The 20,981-nt window shown below is 58.9% G+C and carries 18 protein-coding genes; 11 read left to right on the top strand and 7 right to left on the bottom strand.

What is annotated here, in order from left to right; genetic code table 11:
• Window positions 1-1,025: ammonium transporter (locus KGB29_RS17255; protein ID WP_223616461.1), on the bottom strand; the 1,025-nt coding region annotated here is incomplete at its 3' end.
• A 329-nt stretch (window positions 1,026-1,354) separates the two neighbouring features.
• Here KGB29_RS17255 and KGB29_RS17250 point away from each other — a divergent pair.
• The 8 genes from KGB29_RS17250 (at window position 1,355) to KGB29_RS17215 (ending at window position 12,035) form a co-directional block, all read left to right on the top strand.
• Window positions 1,355-1,669 carry a YqjD family protein gene (locus KGB29_RS17250; protein WP_057713836.1) on the top strand — a complete coding sequence of 105 codons (315 nt, stop codon included), beginning with the start codon at window positions 1,355-1,357 and terminating at the stop codon, window positions 1,667-1,669.
• A 1-nt stretch (window position 1,670) separates the two neighbouring features.
• On the top strand, window positions 1,671-2,060 hold the full coding sequence (locus tag KGB29_RS17245; protein ID WP_057713835.1) for a phage holin family protein: 390 nt from the start codon (window positions 1,671-1,673) through the stop codon (window positions 2,058-2,060).
• Window positions 2,057-2,401 carry a hypothetical protein gene (locus KGB29_RS17240; protein WP_057713834.1) on the top strand — a complete coding sequence of 115 codons (345 nt, stop codon included), beginning with the start codon at window positions 2,057-2,059 and terminating at the stop codon, window positions 2,399-2,401. The genes KGB29_RS17245 and KGB29_RS17240 overlap by 4 nt, the downstream gene beginning before the upstream one ends.
• Before the next feature lie 216 nt (window positions 2,402-2,617).
• The gene (locus KGB29_RS17235; RefSeq protein WP_008049102.1) at window positions 2,618-3,946 is read left to right on the top strand and encodes a deoxyguanosinetriphosphate triphosphohydrolase; all 1,329 of its coding nucleotides are present in this window, start codon (window positions 2,618-2,620) and stop codon (window positions 3,944-3,946) included.
• A gap of 178 nt (window positions 3,947-4,124) precedes the next feature.
• Complete coding sequence (locus tag KGB29_RS17230; protein ID WP_150812301.1) at window positions 4,125-4,517, top strand: response regulator; 393 nt, start codon at window positions 4,125-4,127, stop codon at window positions 4,515-4,517.
• A 246-nt stretch (window positions 4,518-4,763) separates the two neighbouring features.
• Window positions 4,764-5,390 carry a response regulator transcription factor gene (locus tag KGB29_RS17225; protein ID WP_057713831.1) on the top strand — a complete coding sequence of 209 codons (627 nt, stop codon included), beginning with the start codon at window positions 4,764-4,766 and terminating at the stop codon, window positions 5,388-5,390.
• An 8-nt stretch (window positions 5,391-5,398) separates the two neighbouring features.
• Window positions 5,399-9,040, top strand: a complete 3,642-nt coding sequence (locus KGB29_RS17220) for a transporter substrate-binding domain-containing protein (protein WP_218543357.1) — start codon at window positions 5,399-5,401, stop codon at window positions 9,038-9,040.
• A gap of 49 nt (window positions 9,041-9,089) precedes the next feature.
• Window positions 9,090-12,035, top strand: a complete 2,946-nt coding sequence (locus tag KGB29_RS17215) for an HD domain-containing phosphohydrolase (RefSeq protein WP_218543356.1) — start codon at window positions 9,090-9,092, stop codon at window positions 12,033-12,035.
• Here the strand turns inward: KGB29_RS17215 and KGB29_RS17210 are convergent, their stop codons facing one another.
• Both KGB29_RS17210 and KGB29_RS17205 read right to left on the bottom strand, forming a co-directional pair.
• Window positions 12,036-12,518: a GAF domain-containing protein gene (locus tag KGB29_RS17210; protein ID WP_057713828.1), complete on the bottom strand. Its 483-nt coding sequence runs from the start codon at window positions 12,516-12,518 to the stop codon at window positions 12,036-12,038.
• Window positions 12,515-13,405 (bottom strand): ATP-binding protein, encoded by an 891-nt coding sequence (locus KGB29_RS17205; RefSeq protein ID WP_057713827.1) that lies wholly within the window; start codon window positions 13,403-13,405, stop codon window positions 12,515-12,517. The genes KGB29_RS17210 and KGB29_RS17205 overlap by 4 nt, the downstream gene beginning before the upstream one ends.
• A 123-nt stretch (window positions 13,406-13,528) precedes the next feature.
• On the opposite strand from KGB29_RS17205, the gene KGB29_RS17200 reads away from it, so the two are divergent.
• Window positions 13,529-15,892, top strand: coding sequence for a response regulator (locus KGB29_RS17200; protein WP_218543355.1), 2,364 nt, complete (start codon window positions 13,529-13,531; stop codon window positions 15,890-15,892).
• Here KGB29_RS17200 and KGB29_RS17195 read toward each other — a convergent pair.
• The 3 genes from KGB29_RS17195 to msrB form a co-directional block, all read right to left on the bottom strand.
• Window positions 15,876-16,337 carry a MarR family winged helix-turn-helix transcriptional regulator gene (locus tag KGB29_RS17195; RefSeq protein ID WP_218543352.1) on the bottom strand — a complete coding sequence of 154 codons (462 nt, stop codon included), beginning with the start codon at window positions 16,335-16,337 and terminating at the stop codon, window positions 15,876-15,878. The two genes, KGB29_RS17200 and KGB29_RS17195, sit on opposite strands and share 17 nt — an antisense overlap.
• Window positions 16,334-16,819, bottom strand: coding sequence for a glutathione peroxidase (locus tag KGB29_RS17190; RefSeq protein ID WP_218543350.1), 486 nt, complete (start codon window positions 16,817-16,819; stop codon window positions 16,334-16,336). Before KGB29_RS17190 ends, KGB29_RS17195 begins: the two co-directional genes overlap by 4 nt.
• A 195-nt stretch (window positions 16,820-17,014) precedes the next feature.
• Window positions 17,015-17,410, bottom strand: coding sequence for a peptide-methionine (R)-S-oxide reductase MsrB (msrB, locus tag KGB29_RS17185; protein WP_154947036.1), 396 nt, complete (start codon window positions 17,408-17,410; stop codon window positions 17,015-17,017).
• A gap of 226 nt (window positions 17,411-17,636) precedes the next feature.
• On the opposite strand from msrB, the gene KGB29_RS17180 reads away from it, so the two are divergent.
• Both KGB29_RS17180 and htpX read left to right on the top strand, forming a co-directional pair.
• A complete protein-coding gene (locus KGB29_RS17180; RefSeq protein ID WP_007973513.1) occupies window positions 17,637-18,848 on the top strand; it encodes a pyridoxal phosphate-dependent aminotransferase in 1,212 nt (403 codons plus the stop codon).
• 316 nt (window positions 18,849-19,164) lie between these two features.
• Window positions 19,165-20,055, top strand: a complete 891-nt coding sequence (gene htpX, locus KGB29_RS17175; protein WP_007973520.1) for a protease HtpX — start codon at window positions 19,165-19,167, stop codon at window positions 20,053-20,055.
• Window positions 20,056-20,227: 172 nt separating this feature from the next.
• Here the strand turns inward: htpX and KGB29_RS17170 are convergent, their stop codons facing one another.
• A complete protein-coding gene (locus KGB29_RS17170) occupies window positions 20,228-20,884 on the bottom strand; it encodes a thiopurine S-methyltransferase (protein ID WP_218543376.1) in 657 nt (218 codons plus the stop codon).
• Window positions 20,885-20,981: the final 97 nt, after the last annotated feature.

Below are 20,981 nucleotides of genomic sequence, written 5' to 3'. Positions count from 1 at the left end.
AACCCGCCCAAAGCGGTCTGGCCGAAAATGCCGCAGGCGATGCCGCCCCACACGCCGCACAAACCATGCAACGGCCACACACCCAACACATCGTCGATGTGCCATTTGCCTTGGGCCGCGGTAAAGCACCAGACAAACAGCGCCCCCGCGACGGCACCGGTGACCAGCGCCCCCACAGGATGCATCAGGTCGGAACCGGCACAGATTGCCACGAGCCCCGCCAACGGGCCGTTGTGCAGAAAGCCGGGGTCATTGCGCCCGACAATCAGCGCCGCCACCGTACCGCCAACCATGGCCATCAACGAGTTCACCGCCACCAGTCCGCTGGCACCTTGCAGGGTTTGCGCGCTCATGACGTTGAAGCCGAACCAGCCAACAATCAGGATCCACGAGCCCAGTGCCAGAAACGGGATGCTCGATGGCGCGAACGCGACCAGCCGACCGTCGCGATAGCGGCCATTACGCGGTCCGAGCAACAACACCGCCGCCAGTGCCAGCCAACCGCCCATGGCATGCACCACCACCGATCCTGCGAAGTCATGGAAACCGGCGCCAAAGCGCTCCAGCAACCAGGCTTGCAGACCCAGGTTGCCGTTCCAGACAATGCCTTCGAAGAACGGATAGATGAACGCGACGATCAATGCGGTTGCACACAACTGGGGAACAAACCGGGCGCGCTCGGCGATGCCTCCGGAAATGATCGCCGGGATCGCCGCGGCAAAGGTCAGCAGGAAGAAAAACTTCACCAGGCCATAACCATGGTCGGCATTGAGCACCGCCGCTGGTTGCATGAACGTCACGCCATAGGAAATCCAATAGCCTATAAAGAAGTAGGCCAGTGTCGAAACGGCGAAGTCGCTGAGGATTTTCGACAACGCATTGACCTGGTTTTTCTGTCGCACGGTTCCGACTTCGAGAAAGGCGAAACCGGCGTGCATGGCCAGAACCATGACCGCACCGATCAGAATGAACAGCGTGTTGGAGCTATGGACCAGGGTGTCCACAGCGCTTTGCAGGTTTTCCATGGGATGGGCAGACCTTATGGCAGAAAAAAGCACCAAAGCAGTTCGCGATGACTGGCCATGCACCAAGTTGCAGCTTCAAGACATCAGCGCACTGATCTCGTTGAACCACTTTGGCGCACGGACGCCGTCCAGGAAAAACGCGCCCCCGGACGTTTACGCGAGTTTTTGATTGTTGGTCCTACGGTTTTACTGAAATCATGCCCGGCAATAGCGCAATGGTGCGGACCGGCGCACCACGACTCAGCAAAAGTTGTACCAGTCATTTGTACTGAACCTTCGCCGAAGGCTCATACTCGAACGCATCAGAAAGCCACTTAAGGAGATCCACCATGGCCCGCCCCCAGGCAAAGACTGCTCAAGAAATCCTGATGAACGACTTTCAGACACTGGTCAGTGACACCGAACGCTTGCTGGAGCACACCGCGACCCTGGCCGGCGATCAGGCCGACGAGTTGCGCGAGCAGATCCACGAAAGTCTCTTGCGTGCCCGTGAAACCCTGAAGCTGACCGAAGACTCCCTGCGCGAACGCGGCAAGGCTGCTGTCACCGCCACGGAAGACTATGTCCAGGCCAACCCTTGGCAATCCGTCGGGATCGCGGCCGGCGTGGGTTTCCTGATCGGCCTGCTGGCCAGCCGGCGCTGATATGTCGATCGGCGAATCCGGCCCGTCCGTGACGGGAACCAGCTCCTCATCGCGGCGCCTGGGTGCTGCCTTCCTTGGGTTGCTGCACAGCCATGTCGAGCTGTTCGGCATCGAACTGCAGGAACAAAAAGCCCGCACCGTCAGCCTCTTGCTGTTTGCGGGGCTGGCGCTGGTGTTTGCGTTGCTGCTGTTGGTGGGGCTGTCGACGCTGGTGCTTATCGTGTTCTGGGACACGTATCGCCTGACCGCCATCATCGGGCTCTGTGTGTTCTACTCCCTCGCCGCCATATTCTGTGGAATGCGCTTGAGAGCGGCGATTTTCGATGAGTCCTCGCCCTTCCATGGCACCCTGGAAGAGCTGGCCAACGATCGGGAGCGCCTGCTGCCATGAACCTGCCTGAATTGCCACAAAACAGCTCACGCACGGAAATGCGCAAGGCCCTGATCCGCCTGCGCATGGAAATGCACCGCCAGGAAATCCGCCACGAATCCTCGCAACTGCTGCAGCCCTTGCAACGGGTGCGCGGGATGACGCAAAACCTGCAGGACGGCTTCGGCATCAAGCACGCGCCACTCTGGGGCGTGGCCGCCGTCACCTTGCTGGGCTTTCTGACCGGCAAGGGTGCGAAAAACGGGGGTGGCCTCAGCAGTCTGACCCGGCTGATCCGCCTCGGCACCACACTGGGGCCGCTGATCAAACTGATCATGCAGGGCTCTTCGCGCAAAGACTGATCAGTTTCTTTCTGGCTGCATGCTTGCAAAGTCGACGGGATGCGCTCCTCTATCGAGGGGTGCAATCCTGTGCGCCTACCCGGTCAACAGGCACCCTCCAGAAAATGATCTTGCAAGGAGGCCTCGATATCAACGCCGCCGGGTTGTAGTTCCGCTTGCAGGTCATGGCGCGAAACGGGAAGCTAGGCCATCAGACACCTGACGGAGTGACCCGCCTTGGATTGGCATACCCTGCTTACCCGCGAACGCCTCGGAAAACCTTTGCACAGCCCGGAAGAACTCGGCCGCAGCCCTTTTCACAAAGACCACGACCGCATCATTTTCTCGGGGGCTTTCCGCCGTCTCGGGCGCAAGACCCAGGTCCATCCGGTGTCCAGCAACGATCACATTCATACGCGCCTGACCCACTCGCTGGAAGTCAGTTGTGTGGGTCGCTCACTGGGCATGCGCGTCGGCGAAACCATCCGCAGGACCCTGCCCGAATGGTGCGAACCCAGCGACCTGGGGATGGTGGTGCAATCGGCCTGCCTGGCACACGACATCGGCAACCCGCCGTTCGGCCATTCCGGTGAAGACGCGATCCGCCATTGGTTCCAGCAAGCCGCCGGCCGTGGCTGGCTGGATGCAATGAGTGAAGCCGAGCGCAATGACTTCCTGAATTTCGAAGGCAATGCCCAAGGCTTTCGGGTACTCACCCAACTTGAGTATCACCAGTTCGACGGCGGCACCCGCCTGACCTATGCAACGCTGGGCACGTACCTGAAGTATCCATGGACGGCCAGGCACGCCGACTCGCTGGGCTACAAGAAACACAAGTTCGGCTGTTATCAGAGCGAGCTGCCACTGCTGGAGCAGATCGCCCATAAACTCGGCCTGCCACAACTGGAGGAGCAACGCTGGGCGCGGCACCCGCTGGTGTACCTGATGGAGGCCGCCGACGACATCTGCTATGCGCTGATCGACCTGGAAGACGGCCTGGAAATGGAGTTGCTGGAATACGCCGAAGTCGAATCCCTGCTGTTAGGCCTGGTGGGCGATGACTTGCCGGAGACCTATCGCCAGCTCGGTCCCGACGATTCGCGCCGACGCAAACTGGCTATCCTGCGCGGTAAAGCCATCGAGCACTTGACCAATGCCGCGGCCCGCGCCTTCGTCGAGCAACAGGATGCGCTGCTGGCCGGTACTCTGCCCGGCGATCTGGTGGAACACATGCACGGCCCCGCCAAGCGTTGCGTGCTCAATGCCAAGGACATGGCCCGCAAGAAAATCTTCCAGGACAAGCGCAAGACCCTGCATGAGATCGGCGCCTACACCACGCTGGAAATCCTGCTCAACGCCTTTTGCGGTGCCGCGCTGGAGCAGCACAATGGGCGTACGCCGTCGTTCAAGAGCCGCCGCATCCTTGACCTGCTGGGCAACAATGCACCCGATCCTCACGGCCCGTTGCACACTTCGTTTTTGCGCATGATTGATTTCATCGCCGGAATGACCGACAGCTATGCCAGTGACATGGCCTTGGAAATGACCGGCCGCGCCAGCCACTGAGGTGTATCGATTGATCAGCCATTACGGCATTCGTTATGGCTGATACCCCCTTCAGCATCCAACTGCACTCAAGTTTCGTCGAATCGCCCTACAGCACATGGCGAGCAAACTGATCGCTTGCCCGGTACCCTCGCGAAACAATCGCCCTCCCTTCCGTTCGACAGATGAAGTGCGCGCCATGGCCGAAGACGATCTACGCATCCTCGTGGTGGAAGACCATCCCTTCCAACTGATAGCCACTCAATGCCTGCTGGAAAGTTATGGCTTCACCCGGCTGACGACCACCGACAGCGCCAAAGGCGCCCTGCAGCAACTGCTCGGGGCCGACCAACCGTTCGACATCCTTTTATGCGATCAATGCCTGCCCGACCTGACGGGACTCGATCTGGTCCGGTTCGCCAGCCAGCGAGGGTTGATCAGGCAGGCGATCATTCTCAGTAGCCTGACGACATCTGAACTGGATGAGCTTGAAAAAACGGCCTCTGAACAGGGGCTGCCATTATTGGGTTACTTGATAAAACCGCTGAAACAATCTGAATTTAGAGACTTGTTGACCTCAGCACCACTATAGAAAAAAAACATATAAAAACGGACAACCACACATTGAAAAGCTTACAAACAACTTCCATTTAAAGCACACCCGAATGTTGGACTTCTTTCAGCCTTCCTAATAAGAAACCTAGTTAATACGTAGTCCCATTCTTTTTCATATGTAGGATTTTTCCTATATTGCTGCTACAGACTGGTCAGTTCATGCGTCCCTCCAAGTATCTGAGCTATGGTGCGCGCTTTATTTGAGCTCGCATGGGACTTGATTATGAACTCCGTTTTTATTGTCGACGATCACCCGGTTATCCGCCTTGCCGTTCGAATGTTACTGGAACATGAAGGTTACAAAGTCGTCGGCGAAACTGACAATGGGGTCGATGCCATGCAGATGGTTCGCGAATGCATGCCGGACCTGGTCATTCTCGACATCAGCATTCCAAAACTGGATGGCCTGGAAGTGCTATCCCGATTCAATGCAATGAGCACCCCTCTTAAAACCCTGGTACTGACAGCACAATGCCCGACACTTTTCGGTATTCGTTGCATGCAATCGGGTGCATCCGGCTATGTCTGCAAACAAGAGGACATCAGTGAACTGGTCAGCGCCATAAAAGCGGTATTTGCAGGTTACAACTATTTTCCGAGCGAGGCTTTGAACCCCATCCGCGGAGATGAAACACGCTGCATGGAACTGGAACTGTTCAAATCCGTAAACGACCGGGAACTGATGGTCTTGCAACTTTTTGCCCAAGGCCGCACAAACAAGGAAATCGCCAAGGGCATGTTTCTGAGCAACAAGACCGTGAGCACCTACAAAAAGCGCCTCATGCAGAAACTCAAAGCCAAATCCCTGGTTGAACTGATCGAGATGGCAAAACGTAACGCACTCGTGTGAGAACCTGGATGCCCAGACGTTTGAAGGTCTATCTGATTCAATTGACCGCAGGTCTATGCGTGAGCACCTCGTTGTTCGGGGCACCGGGCAATGAAAACTACACGCTGCTCAGCCGCTCGAAGGTCGGAGCGCTGGAGGTTCGGCTGGATGAATCCCAGCGACAATGGATAAAACAAAAAAACCAACTGACGCTCGGTACGTCGGCCCCGGACTATCCTCCATTCGACCTGACCACCAGTGGTCAGGACTATGAAGGTTTTACCGCCGATTACGCCGGCCTCCTGGAAAAAGTAACCGGTCTGCCTGTCACGGTTCAGCGTTTCGATTCCCGAGGGGCCGCGATCACTGCGCTGGAAAATGGCGAAGTCGATCTGCTCGGCACCGCCAATGGATTCGAAGCTGGCAACGCCGACATTGCACTGTCCATACCCTATGCCGTCGACCAACCCGTATTGGTCACCCGCGAAGGGGAAACACGATCCCTCACCGATGGCCTGGCCGGATTGCGCCTGAGCATGGTGTATCACTACTTGCCGCTGGCGGAAGTCAAGGCGTTGTATCCGAAGGCGATCATCACGTCTTATCCGTCCTACCAGAATGCGATCAATGCCGTTGCTTTCGATCAGGCGGACGTGTTTCTCGGTGACACCATTTCAACTCACTACATGATCAACAAGGGGTATCTGAACAACATCCGCATGGCCAACTTCGGCAAACATGAAGCCTTTGGCTTCAGCTTCGCCGTCAACCGGAACAACCCTGAGCTGCTCGGCATCATCAACGCCATGATCACGGCCATCCCCTCCAGTGAACGAGAAAACATCGCCAAACGCTGGAGCGCCGGTAGCGACATTCTGCTGACCGATCAAAAACTGCAACTCACTGACCGCGAAGAACGCTGGCTGAGCCACCACCCGGTTGTGCGCGTTGTCGTCAACGAAGCCTTTGCGCCACTGACATTTTTCGATAGCAATGGCAATTTTCGCGGGGTCACCGCAGATTTGCTTGAGCTTATCAGGCTGCGTACCGGCTTGCGCTTCGATATCCGGAGCAGTCGAAGCGATGACGAGATGATCAAACAGATCAAGGACAACAAGGTAGATGTGATCGCCGCGTTGCTCCCCAGTGCCGAACGTCAAACCCAGCTGAACTTTACCCGCCCCTTTCTGGAAAATTCCTACGTCCTGCTGACCCGCAAAGCCGCCGACAGCTCGACCAACCTCGCGCAGTTACAGGACAAGCGCCTGGCCATTGCCCGCGGCAATCCAATCATCAATTACCTGCGCAGAGAGTTTCCCCGAATCAATTTGATCGAAACCCCGGACACCTTCAGCGCCGTGGAGTTACTCGCCGAAGGCCAGGCAGAGGGCGCGGTGAACTCACTGGTCATTGCCAATTACTTTATTTCCTCGCGGCTGTTCGAGCACACATTGCAAATCAGCACCACCATCGGCACCGAGCAGGCAGCGTTTTCCCTTGCCACCGCTCGGGGCGCCAAAGAGCTGAACGCCATTCTCGACAAGGCATTGCTGAGCATCTCGCCGGAAGAACTGGGCATCATCAACAGTCGCTGGCGCGGCTATTCGGCGTCCTCGCAAAGCACCTGGCGCAACTATCAAAGACTGTTCTACCAAATCGTCATCGGTGCCGGCGTGCTATTGCTGATTTCCATTGCGTGGAACGACTACATGCGACGCCAGATCAAGCAGCGCAAGGCCGCCGAGCGTGCACTGAACGACCAGTTCGAGTTCATGCGATCGCTGGTCAATGGCACGCCCCATCCGATCTACGTACGTGATCGCCAGGGGCTGCTGCAAAGTTGCAACGACAGTTACCTGCAAGCGTTCTGCGCCCGGCGTGAAGATGTCATTGGCAAAAGCGTCATGCAGGGATCGATGAGCAATGTGTTCGAAGCCCGGGAGTACCAGGCCGACTACCAGCGCGTGGTGGCCGAGGGCAGACCGTTGATCGTCGATCGCGAGCTGCACATTGGTGACCGGCGGCTGACGATCTATCACTGGATTCTTCCCTATCGGGATTCCAGCGCAAAAGTGCAAGGCATTATCGGTGGCTGGATCGACATCAGCGAACGGCGGCAACTGCTCGATGATCTGCGTTGCGCGAAAGAACGCGCCGATAACGCCAACCGGGCCAAAAGCACGTTTCTGGCCACGATGAGCCATGAGATCCGCACGCCGATGAATGCAATCATCGGCATGCTTGAACTGACACTCAAGCGTCTTGATCATCAGCACCCGGAGCGTCCGGCCATCGATGTCGCGTACAACTCGGCGAAAGGGTTGCTGGAATTGATCGGCGACATCCTCGACATCGCCAGAATCGAATCAGGACGTTTGAGCCTGACTCCGGAGCGGGTTGACCTTGGTGAACTTGTGACCTCGGTCGTGCGGATTTTCGAAGGTCTGGCCCGACAGAAGGAACTCGAGCTGCTGCTGGAGTTTTCATCGGCGAACCCGACCTTCGATGTGTTGCTGGACCCATTGCGCTTCAAACAGGTGCTGTCCAACCTGATCAGCAATGCCATCAAGTTTACCGAGCAAGGCCAGGTCCGGGTCATTGTCGACCTGCACCCGGCAACGCAACCTGAGCATGTGCAGATGCGGGTGCAGGTTCACGACAGTGGTATCGGGATCAGCGAACAGGATCAACAACGCCTGTTCGAACCCTTCGCTCAGGCCGACCACGCCATGCAATCGGCCAGGGGAGGCGCAGGGCTGGGGCTGGTGATCAGTCGCAATCTCTGCGAGATGATGGGCGGCAGCCTGCAATTGCGCAGCGAGCCGGGCATCGGTACCCAAGTGGAGGTGTTGCTGCAGCTGGAAACGTTGCCGCTGCAACAGTCGGCCCATGCGGTCGAAACCCAGGTTGTCGTCGCCACAAGCCCATTGAATGTTCTGGTAGTCGACGATCACTCGGCCAATCGATTGCTCACGTGCCAGCAACTGGAGTTTCTTGGGCATCGATTTACCGTCGCGGCCGATGGACAGGAGGGATTGGAGGCATGGAAGGACCAGCCTTTTGATCTGGTGATCGCCGATTGCAACATGCCGGTCATGAACGGTTATGAGCTTGCCCGTGCCATTCGCCAGCATGAGCGACAACTCCATCGTCCTCCCTGCACCGTTCTCGGCTTTACCGCCAACGCCCAACCGGAAGAAATACAACGCTGCAAACAGGCCGGAATGGACGACTGCCTGTTCAAACCCCTCAGCCTCGGAGCCTTGAGTCAATGGGTGCAAGGCATTGAACCAACCCATGTAGCCCCGGCGTTCAGCCTTCACGGGTTGAAACTGCTGACCGGGGGCAACCCCATATTGAACCGACGATTGCTGAACGAGTTGGTGAACAGCAACCGTCAGGATCTGCCAACGCTGCTGTCGCTATCCAGCTCTGGGGATACGCAAGCGCTGCAGGACATTGCCCACAAAATCAAAGGCGCAGCCCGGATAGTACAGGCCTCCCGCCTGATCGATCGCTGCGAGGCACTCGAAGCCGCCTGCCATGAGGATTCCAATCGCGAAAAAGTGGTCGGATGCTGCAAATCCATGGAGCGCACCATGCTCGAACTGGAGGACGCGTTGCTACGTCAGATCGAGCATTACGACGAAGGCAAACTGCCAGAGCCTTAACTATGCTTGGTCCCTCAGCGGTGTGTTGACCATCATGGAGAAACCCGCAATGCCTGACCCACTGCGCACGGATCCACGCCGGTTTCCGCTGCATGTCCATATCAGCGTGATGTTCACCTTTTTGCTGTTGCTGACCGGGGCGGTGCTGGGGCTTTTCAACTACCGGCAAACCACACAGATCATCTTGTCCAGCAGCGAAAAACTCTTCAACCGCATTGAGCAGGATGTCCGCCTGGACCTGCACGCTATCTATGACCCCATTCGTCATCTGTTGAGCCTGCTGGCACTCAACCCGGCGGGCCAGTCCCCTGATCTGGAACAGCGCCTGGCACTGCTCGAACCGTTCAGCCAGTCACTCGAGGACAACCCCAACCTGGCTTCACTGTACCTGGGCTACGACAATGGTGACTTCTTCATGGTCCGCCCGCTACGCACCCCGGAGGTCAAAGCCCTGGTCAAGGCTCCGGACACGGCGGTTTTCCAAGTCTGGAGCATCGAGCACGACAGCAGCGGCCAGCCCCACTCCCAGTCGTTATTTTTCGACCGGAACCTGGCACTTGTCAGCCGTCAGGACAACCTGAACGACACGTACGACCCACGCAACCGCGCCTGGTTTACCAGCGCCCGCGGCGACAACGACCAGATCACGACCGAACCCTATATCTTCTTTTCCACCCACAACATCGGCACGACGCTGGCACGCCGCAGCGGCGACAAGGCAATCCTGGCCGCCGACCTGACTCTGGCCGAACTCAGCGCGACCCTGGCCAAGCACGTCGTGACCCCCAGTACCGAAATCGTGCTGTTCGACGCCGAAGGCAATGCCATTGCCTACCCCGACAGCCGCAAGCTGATCATCGATGATCAGACGTCCCGCCTGGTCAAGGCGGCGGACCTGAGCCCCGGCCTGGACGCATTGCTCAACAGTCCCCCTCGGGGCAGTCGCCTGAACGCCAACGGCCGGCAGTGGATCGTGGCCCGCAGCAGCATGCAGGAAGGCGGCCCCCAAGGCCTGCAATTGGCGCTGCTGGTACCGGAAGACGAGTTGCTCGTCGACGCTTACCGGATGCGCTGGCAGGGTGCGCTCATTACCCTGGCAACCTTGCTGTTATGCGTGCCGCTGGGTTGGCTGACATCAAGAATCCTGGTCAAACCCTTGCGCGCCCTGGTGCAGGAGGCCGATGCGATTCGCAGTTTCGATTTCAATTTTCCGCTTTCTCGTCGCTCGCCGGTGCTCGAAGTCGACCAGTTGAGTGTGTCGATGGCACGAATGAAAGACACCCTGGCGAGCTTCTTCCAGATCACTGACAGCCTCAGCGCCGAAACCCGTTTCGCCCCGCTGCTGGAACGGGTGTTGTTTGAAACCGTGAAAATCGGCCAGGCCCAGGCCGGCCTGATCTATCTGCGCGAAGGTGATGGCTCGCACATGGAACCCCACGGACTGGTCATCAATAACACCACCGAAAACCTGCAAGCCTTCGACATCCGCGGACACTCGCTCGAGAACCCGCAAAGCCCCCCATGGCTGCACCAGTTGGCCAACGTCGACAATGTCGTCAGCAACCTGGGGTTCGAGCAGGCGGGTGATCTGCAGAAAATCCTGCTCGCGCTGGAAAGTCCTCGGGTCCATCTGATCGGGATCCGCCTGCACAATCGCCACAACGAAACCGTGGGTCTGCTGGTGTTACTCTTAGCCGACAGCGGCGAGCAGAGCGATCTGGACAAGCTGCGGCCGGACCGCATTGCGTTTCTCCAGGCGGTGTCCGGCGCGGCTGCCGTGTGCATCGAAAGCCAGCGCCTGCAAACCCGGCAAAAACAGCTGCTGGACGCCTTCATTCAACTGCTGGCCGGCGCCATCGACGCCAAAAGCCCCTACACCGGCGGCCATTGCCAGCGCGTGCCGGAACTGACCCTGATGCTCGCCCAAGCGGCGGCAGCGAGCCAGGAGCCCGCCTTCAGCGCCTATCAGCCGACCGAAGATGAATGGGAGGCACTGCACATCGCCGCCTGGCTGCACGATTGCGGCAAGGTCACCACCCCGGAATATGTCGTCGACAAAGCCACGAAGCTGGAAACCCTGACCGATCGTATCCACGAAATCCGTACCCGCTTCGAGGTACTCAAGTGCGATGCCTGGATCAGCTATTGGCGGGGCATTGCCCTGGGCGGTGACGAGCAACCGTTGGCGGAACTGCGCAATGCCAGCCTGGCCGGGCTCGATGACGATTTCGCCTTCGTTGCCCGCTGCAACCTCGGCGGCGAAGCCATGGCCGACGCTGACCTGCAACGCCTGCGCCGCCTGGCTGAACGAACCTGGACCCGGACCCTGGATGACCGGCTGGGCGTGTCCTGGGAAGAAAACCGGCGTCAGGCCCGAACGCCCGCCCCCAACCTGCCCGTCAGCGAACCGTTACTGGCGGACAAACCCGAGCACCTGTTCGAACGCAGCGAAAACGAAGCGATACCACAAGACAATCCCCTAGGCTTCAAGCTCGACGTTCCGCCCCACAAATACAACCGGGGCGAGTTGTACAACCTGAGCATTGTCCGGGGCACCCTGACGAGCGAGGAGCGGTATGTCATCAATAACCACATCGTTCAGACGATACTGATGCTCAACCATCTGCCGTTCCCCGAGCACTTGCGCAGCGTCGCGGAAATAGCCGGCGGGCACCACGAAAAAATGGACGGCACCGGGTATCCGAAACGCTTGAAGCGAGAAGAAATGAGCTTGCCGGCGCGGATGATGGCGATTGCCGATATTTTCGAAGCGTTGACGGCCGCCGACCGCCCCTACAAAAAAGCCAAGACCTTGAGCGAGGCGCTGGGCATCATGGCGTTCATGTGCCGTGATGCCCACATCGACCCGGAGCTGTTCGGGCTGTTCATCAAGGCACAGGTCTATTTGCAGTACGCCAGGCGCTTCCTGGCCCCTGAGCAGATCGATGCGGTGGACGCGTCGGGCCTGCTGACCAAGGCCGGCCTGGCGTCTTGATCAGCAGTCGGTCAGGCGCAGGAAAATCGCCGCCAGCTGTTCGATTCCAGCCTGGTCCTGCGCGGTGAAACGCGCGAGTTTCGGACTGTCGAGGTCGAGCACACCGATCAATCGGCCGTCCTTGACCAACGGCACCACCAGTTCGCTGTTCGAGGCGCTGTCGCAGGCAATGTGACCGGGAAACGCGTGCACATCTTCGACTCGTTGAGTCTGCAGGGTGGCTGCCGCCGCCCCGCAAACGCCACGACCGAACGGAATCCGCACGCAAGCGATCTGCCCCTGAAACGGGCCCAGCACCAGTTCTTCATTACGGTTGAGGTAGAAACCGGCCCAGTTCAAATCATCGAGTTGATTGAACAGAAACGCCGAGAACTGTGCGGCATTGGCGATGAAGTCCCGCTCATCCGCCAGCAATGATTCCAGCTGCGCATGTAGCATGCCGTAGCCTTCAAGGCCCTGGCCGCTCTTTTGTAAATCGATCATGCCTTGTGCTCCAACAGTTTCAGCCCGACCCAGTAACGGGCAAATTGATAAGCGCAACGCCCATTGCGGTTGCCTCGGCCGGTGGCCCAGCGTACCGCCAGAATGTCCAGCTCTTCGGTGCGCTGCCACGCCAGTCCGGCCTTGCCGGCCAACTGGCCGATCCAGTGCTCGACGACGTCGAGGAAGTGTTCCTGGGTAAACGGATAGAACGACAGCCACAGGCCGAAGCGATCCGACAGTGCGATCTTGTCTTCCACCGCCTCGCTTGGATGCAGTTCGCCGTCGACCCGTTTCCAGTTTTCGTTGTCACTTTCCTTTTCCGGCACCAGGTGGCGACGGTTGGACGTGGCGTACAACAAAACGTTGTCCGGCGCCTGTTCCAGCGAGCCATCAAGGACGCTCTTGAGCACTCGGTAATCCCCCTCGCCCGACTCGAACGAGAGATCATCGCAAAACAGCACGAAACGCTGGGGCAGTTTGCCGATCTGTTCGACCACCCGCGGCAGGTCTGCCAGGTGATCGCGTTCAATCTCGATCAAGCGCAAACCGGCGTGAGCGTGTTCGGCCAGCAAAGCGCGCACCAACGACGACTTGCCGGTGCCGCGCGAACCCCAGAGCAAGGCATGGTTGGCCGGCATGCCGTCAAGGAATTGCCGGGTATTGCGCCCAAGCTGCTCGACTTGCCGGTCGACGCCGATCAGGTCCGACAAACGCATGTCGAGGCTGACCTCCAGCGGCATCAGATAACCGCCGCGCGACTCACGCTGCCAGCGCGCGGCCAGGCATTGCGTCCAGTCGATGGCTGGCCGTGGCGCCGGCAGCAACGGCTCGATACGGGCCAGAACGGCATCGGCGCGTTCAAGAAAAGCATTCAATCGGGAATCCACGACTTCTCCTCGGGCACGTTCACAGTAATGATGGTGATACAGCGACGAAACACAGCGTCACACAAGCGGCTACCCCCGCGGTACAGCCCTCGCGAGAACATCAGCAGGCAGGCATGATCGACTATGCTTGAGCAGCGAAAGGAAACGGAAGTGGTTCACCCCCCCATGGACATCAAATTCACCAACCGGCTGTCATTCAAGCAAGCCCGGCTTACCGTGCTGGTCGGTTTCATTCTGGGCACGCTGCTCAGCCTGCTGCAAATAGGCATCGATTATGCCAGTGAAGACGCCTCCATCAATCGTGAAATCCTTTCATTGCTGGAAATCAGCCACAACCCGGCCTCGCGAATCGCCTACAACATCGACGCCGAACTCGCCAAGGAACTGACCCTGGGCCTGCTGCGCTCGCCAGCGATCATTAGCGCAAAGCTGATCGACAACAACGGCACCGTACTGGCCAACGTCAAGCGACCCGGTGTGGAAAACGGTTACCGGATGCTCAGTGACTTCCTGTTCGGCGCCAGCCGACAATTCGAAGACCGGCTTTACCTGGATCATTTACCCAACGAATCCCTGGGTACGCTGCGCCTGAAAGTCGATACTTACGCCTTCGGCAACCGGTTCCTGCGCCGGGCCGAAGTGACCCTGCTCAATGGCTTCGCCCGCAGCCTGCTGCTGTCCGGCATCCTGCTGGCGCTGTTCTATGTGATGCTGACCAAACCCCTGGTGCGGGTCATCCGTGAACTCAGCGGTCGCGACCCGAGCAGCACCGAGCCGACCTCGCTGGAGTGTCCCGCCGGGCACGCCAACGATGAGATCGGCGTGCTGGTCAAGGTTGCCAACCAGCAATTCAGGAACATCGCCACCGAAATCCAGCAGCGGCGCAACGCGGAAAACCGCCTGACCGAGTACCTGGGCCAACTGGAAAACATCGTCACGGCCCGCACAGCCGAACTGAAGGCGATCAACGACCGGCTGAGCCAATCCAACGAGGAACTGGAAGTCGCCCGCAGTACCGCCCTCGATATGGCCGAAGCCCGTTCGGTGTTCCTGGCCAACATGAGCCATGAAATCCGCACGCCCCTCAATGGCTTGCTCGGGATGATCGCGCTATCCCTCGACGGACCGCTCAATGCCGAACAACAGCAGCAACTGTCGATCGCCCATGACTCGGGCAAAGTGCTGGTGGAATTGCTCAACGATATTCTCGATTTGTCGAAGTTCGATGCCGGTCAACTCGAACTCGAACACATCCCCTTCGACCTGGGTTCGCTGATCGAAGACACCGCCAACCTGTTGTCGCAGAACGCCGCCCCGAGCGTCGAACTGACCTGCCTGATCGATCCGCATTTCCCGGCACTGGTGCTCGGCGATCCGACCCGGGTGCGGCAGATCGTCAGTAACCTGCTGTCCAACGCCCTCAAGTTCACCCGTTTCGGGCGGGTCGACGTGCGCCTGTCGACGTTCGGCGACGGCGTCAGGATCGAAGTCTGCGACACCGGCATCGGCATCCCTCAGGAGGCCCAGGTCAAGATCCTCCAGCCTTTCACCCAGGCCGGTGCCGGTATTACCCGTCAATTTGGCGGCACCGGGCTGGGCCTGGCCCTGACCTATAACCTTTGCGAAGCCATGCAGGGGCGCCTGACCATCAGCTCCGAGGCGGGTTTTGGCAGCCAGTTCTGCGCGGAGTTGCCATTGCCCAGCCATACCCGTGCAATGCCAGTTGTTTCACTCAGGGGCAAAGTCATTGCCATCACGGCCGCCAGCAGCGGACTGGGGGAACTGTTGAACAGCCTGTTGCCTGTCTGGGGGCTGGACTATGAACGGCGTTCCATGGATGACCCATTGCTTGGCCTGGCAGCCGACGTGCTCATCACCGACTGCCCCGAATGCCTGTTCAGCTTGCGCCCCACCCTCAGCGCGCCGATCCTGCTGATCACCGCGTATGGCAACTTCATGCCCAGCGAAGAGGTCAACGCACTCGCCCCCTTGCAACAGCAGGCCCGCCCTTTGGCCCGCAGTATGCTACTTCAAACGTTGCGCAGGATCCTGCAACCGCAAACCCATCCGGTCAACGAGGCCCGACTCGACACACAATGCCCGCAACGCCGCGGGCGCGTGCTGTTAGTGGAGGACAACCCGGTCAACCAGTTGGTGGCCAAGGGCATGCTCGGCAAACTCGGTTGCGAGGTCACCACCGCCGCTCATGGTGGCGAGGCACTGGATCAACTCGAGCAACGGGATTTCGACCTGGTGCTGATGGACTGCAACATGCCGGTAATGGACGGCTATGAAGCCAGCCGGCAAATCCGCCGCAGCGGACGCTGGCCACAACTGCCCATCGTTGCCCTGACGGCCAACGCCATGTCGGAGGAGCGTGAACGCTGTCGTGCCGCGGGCATGAGCGACTACCTGGCCAAACCCTTCCGGCGCGAAGAACTGGCCGCCCTGCTGGACCTGTGGATCCCCGCTATGACAGCGCCTTGATCTGCCCCAACAGGTGATCGAGGCCATCGCGCAATTCGTTGAGTCGATTCAGATCGACCCCGCTGTCGCACAACAGGCGCGCCTTGAGTGGCCCGACCTGGTCGCGCAAGGCCGTGCCGGCTGGCGACAGGCTCAGGTGCACTTCACGTTCATCGCGCGCCGAACGCTGACGCTGCACCAGTTGCAGTTGTTCCAGGCGCTTGAGCAAGGGTGTCAGCGTGCCGGAATCCAGAGCCAAACGCTCGCCCAATGCCTTGACGGTCGGTTGCTCTGGGGTCGCTTCCTGCCACTCCCATAAAACCAGCATCGCCAGGTACTGAGGGTAAGTCAGGCCCAACTGATCGAGCATTGGCTTGTAGCCGCGAATCACCGCCCGGGATGCCGCGTACAGCTTGAAGCACAACTGGCTGTCGAGCTTCAGGGAATCGACTGACAAGGTGTTCATTTGAGCAGGGCTTCGATCTCGCGGGTCAGGTCCTGCGGCTTGGTCGCCGGAGCGAAGCGCTTGACCAGTTGCCCGTCCTTGCCGATCAGGAACTTGGTGAAGTTCCACTTGATGCCCTGGGAACCCAGCACCCCCGGTGCGCGCTTTTTCAATTGCACGAACAGCGGATGGGCATCGGCACCATTGACGTCGATCTTTTTGAACAGCGGGAAGCTGACACCGAAGTTCAGCTCGCAAAACTCGGAGATCGCCCCTTCATTGCCCGGCTCTTGCTTGCCGAACTGGTTGCAGGGAAAGCCGAGCACCACCAGGCCTTGGTCCTTGTAGGTCTGCCACAGCTCTTCCAGGCCTTTGTACTGCGGAGTGAAACCGCACTTGCTGGCCGTGTTGACCACCAACACGGCCTTGCCGGCGAAATCCGCCAGGGTCTTTTGCTCACCCTTGATCGTGGTGCAAGGAACGCTCAGCAGGTTGTCGCTCATGTTTGAGGTTCCGATTGAATGGAAGAGACAACAAAATAGCGAGCAATTGAATTGCGTGCAATTTAAATTATCGAACGCCAATCCACTGTAGGAGCGCGCTTGCTCGCGATGGACCAGAGAACAACTCGGGGCACCAGGCTTCCCGCGTTATCGTTGACGACCATTGCGAGCAAGCTCGCTCCTACAGGGCTCCCATTACACGCGCGGCACCAGGTCCAGGCACACCGAATTGATGCAGTAACGCAGGCCCGTTGGCCGCGGGCCGTCGGGAAAAACGTGCCCCAGGTGCGCGTCGCATTTGGCGCAGACAACTTCGGTGCGGATCATGCCGTGGCTGACATCACGGATTTCGGTCATGGCGCTGTCGCCGATAGGCGCGTAGAAGCTCGGCCAGCCGCAACCCGAGTCGAACTTGGTTTTGGAGTCGAACAGCGGCTCGTTACAGCAGATGCAGTGGTAGATCCCGTCGGTCCTGGTGGCGTTGTACTTGCCGGAAAACGGTCGTTCGGTGCCTTTGAGGCGACACACGTTGTACTGCTCCGGGTCGAGCATCGCCTTCCATTCTTCCAGGGTTTTTTCCAACTTTTCCATCATCACACCTCAGCGGCTGAAAAAGCCCGATCTGTACCTTTTCCACGGATCGGGCGGCACGTATGATTGCGCCTCGTCAAACGCCAGTCTGGCAGCCAGACCACGCGCATTCAAACGGAAATATGGGTGCTGCATCTCAAGGCGTCAGGCCTGTGTGAATACGCAGGATTCCCAGCACGGCTGCCCAAACGCCGTCTGGATCGTTCATTTTCGGGAACACATCGCCATGCAGGTCAGCAAATCGAACAAGCTCGCCAACGTCTGCTACGACATTCGCGGCCCGGTGCTCAAGCACGCCAAGCGCCTGGAAGAGGAAGGCCATCGCATCCTCAAGCTGAACATCGGCAACCCGGCGCCCTTTGGTTTCGAAGCACCGGATGAAATCCTCCAGGACGTGATCCGCAACCTGCCGACCGCCCAGGGCTACAGCGATTCCAAGGGCCTGTTCAGTGCGCGCAAGGCCGTCATGCAGTACTACCAGCAAAAGCAGGTGGAAGGCGTCGGCATTGAAGACATCTACCTGGGCAACGGCGTTTCCGAACTGATCGTGATGTCGATGCAGGCCCTGCTCAACAACGGCGACGAAGTGCTGGTGCCAGCGCCGGACTATCCGTTGTGGACCGCAGCGGTGAGCCTATCGGGCGGCAACCCGGTGCATTACCTGTGCGACGAGCAAGCCAACTGGTGGCCAGACCTGGCCGACATCAAGGCCAAGATCACCCCGAACACCAAGGCCTTGGTGATCATCAACCCGAACAACCCGACCGGCGCGGTGTACTCCAAAGAAGTCCTGCTGGGCATGCTGGAACTGGCCCGCCAGCACAATCTGGTGGTGTTCTCCGACGAGATCTACGACAAGATCCTTTACGATGACGCCGTGCACATCTGCACCGCCTCCCTGGCGCCGGACCTGCTCTGCCTGACCTTCAACGGCCTGTCCAAGTCCTATCGCGTGGCCGGTTTCCGTTCCGGCTGGATCGCCATCTCCGGCCCGAAACACCACGCCCAGAGCTACATCGAAGGCATCGACATGCTGGCCAACATGCGCCTGTGTGCCAACGTGCCGAGCCAGCATGCGATCCAGACCGCCCTGGGTGGCTATCAGAGCATCAATGACCTGGTGCTGCCCCAAGGCCGCCTGCTGGAGCAACGCAACCGCACCTGGGAGTTGCTCAACGACATTCCGGGCGTGAGCTGCGTCAAGCCGATGGGGGCGCTGTATGCATTCCCGCGGATCGACCCCAAGGTCTGCCCGATCCATAACGACGAAAAATTCGTCCTCGACCTGCTGCTCTCCGAGAAGCTGCTGGTGGTTCAAGGCACCGCTTTCAACTGGCCATGGCCAGACCACTTCCGCGTCGTGACCCTGCCCCGTGTCGATGACCTGGAGATGGCCATCGGACGCATTGGCGGCTTCCTCAAGTCCTACCGCCAGTAAGCGATCTGTCACCGCGCGGCGTTCCCGAACGTCGCACGGTGATTCATCCGGCAACATTTGTTTGCATTGCGCCACTGACAGTCGCCTTGACCGCTGCCGGATCGCGCCTTGCCTGCTCGCGCCTAACAAAGGCGGGGCCTTCGACATGAATTGACTGACAAACACTTCCCGCATACTTGTCGGAAATGCCCTGCAAGCAGCTAGACTGTTGCCGTAGGACACAGTTTGAAATAGTCACCCGGTTGAATACCCCGGTGCAGCACCTTATATACCCCGCAGTACGCCACATCTTTAGCATGAGGAGATTTCTACAACCATGATGCGCATCCTGCTGTTCTTGGCCACTAACCTGGCGGTCGTGCTGATTGCCAGCATCACCCTGAGCCTTTTCGGCTTCAACGGGTTCATGGCGGCCAATGGGGTTGACCTTAACCTCAATCAGCTGCTGATCTTCTGTGCGGTCTTTGGTTTCGCAGGTTCGCTGTTCTCGCTGTTCATCTCCAAGTGGATGGCGAAGATGAGCACCAGCACCCAGATCATCACCCAGCCACGCACCCGTCACGAGCAATGGCTGCTGCAAACCGTCGAGCAACTGTCTCGCGAAGCCGGGATCAAGATGCCCGAAGTCGGTATCTTCCCGGCCTACGAGGCGAACGCCTTCGCCACCGGCTGGAACAAGAACGACGCATTGGTCGCGGTCAGCCAGGGATTGCTCGAGCGCTTCTCGCCGGATGAAGTGAAAGCCGTCCTGGCCCACGAAATCGGTCACGTGGCCAATGGCGATATGGTCACCCTGGCGTTGATCCAGGGCGTGGTGAACACCTTCGTGATGTTCTTCGCACGGATCATCGGCAATTTCGTCGACAAGGTGATCTTCAAGAACGAAGAAGGCCAGGGTATTGCCTACTACGTGGCGACCATCTTCGCCGAACTGGTTCTGGGCATCCTGGCCAGCGCCATCGTCATGTGGTTCTCGCGCAAGCGTGAATTCCGTGCCGACGAAGCCGGTGCAAACCTGGCCGGCACCGCCGCGATGATTGGCGCCCTGCAACGCCTGCGGGCGGAACAAGGGCTGCCGGTGCACATGCCCGACACCCTGAACGCCTTCGGCATCAACGGTGGCATCAAGCAAGGCTTCGCTCGCATGTTCATGAGCCACCCGCCGCTGGAAGAGCGCATCGACGCTCTGGCTCGTCGTCGCGGCTGATACACTCCACAGCAAAGCAAAAGGCCCGCAGCGATGCGGGCCTTTTTTTTGTCTGCTGGAATATTTCGGTGTTTTTTAGGACCTCTTCGCGAGCAAGCCCGCTCCCACAGAGGATCGCGGTCAAATGTGGGAGCGGGCTTGCTCGCGAAGGAGCCAGTGCAGCTAACCGCTCCTACCGACTGGAAACCCGATACACCCGCTCCTCAAGCCGCGTGACACCCGCCTCCAGGAATTTCCCGCTCTCGCTCAACACATCCTGATCTTCCAGGATCTTCAGCGCCCATGAGTCCCCGAACAACCGCCGCACCTCATCATCGAGCACAGCAAACGGCGGGCCGGGCATTTGCGCCTGGTCATAGTCCAGGGTAATCACCAGGCCATGGGACTCCTTCGGCAATATCCGCTTCAAATGGGCGGCGTAGCGCTCTCGCATTTCCGTCGGCAGCGCGATCAACGCCGCGCGATCATAAAGCGCGGAGCAGTCGGCCACATCGCCTGCCGTCAGCTCGAAGAAATCGCCGCACCACAGCTCAATGGAACCTGCCCGATAAACCTTGAACGGCCCCTGCTCACTGATGGCCGGATCAAAGCCATGTTCGCTGAAAAACTCCTCGATGGCTTTTTCCGACAGTTCGACCCCCAAGACCTCATGGCCTTGATGGGCGAGCCATAGCAAATCCAGGCTTTTTCCACATAACGGCACCAACACGCGTGTGCCTTCTTCAAGGCTTAACGCCGGCCAGAACCGCTTCAGATGAGGGTTCACCTGCGGCAGATGAAAGCCGATCTGGTTCGCCGCCCATTTCTTGTGCCAAAACTCCGGCTGCATAAATAACCCCGAAAATTCGATCAAAACACTCTAAAACTTATATTAGATTTAGATTAATGATCTGACTGAAGATGTTGCATCTTAACTCTCAGGAGCT

Source organism: Pseudomonas sp. BF-B-30, from assembly GCF_019956305.1.
Classification (GTDB): domain Bacteria; phylum Pseudomonadota; class Gammaproteobacteria; order Pseudomonadales; family Pseudomonadaceae; genus Aquipseudomonas; species Aquipseudomonas jessenii.
This window is presented reverse-complemented; position numbering and strand designations above follow the sequence as displayed.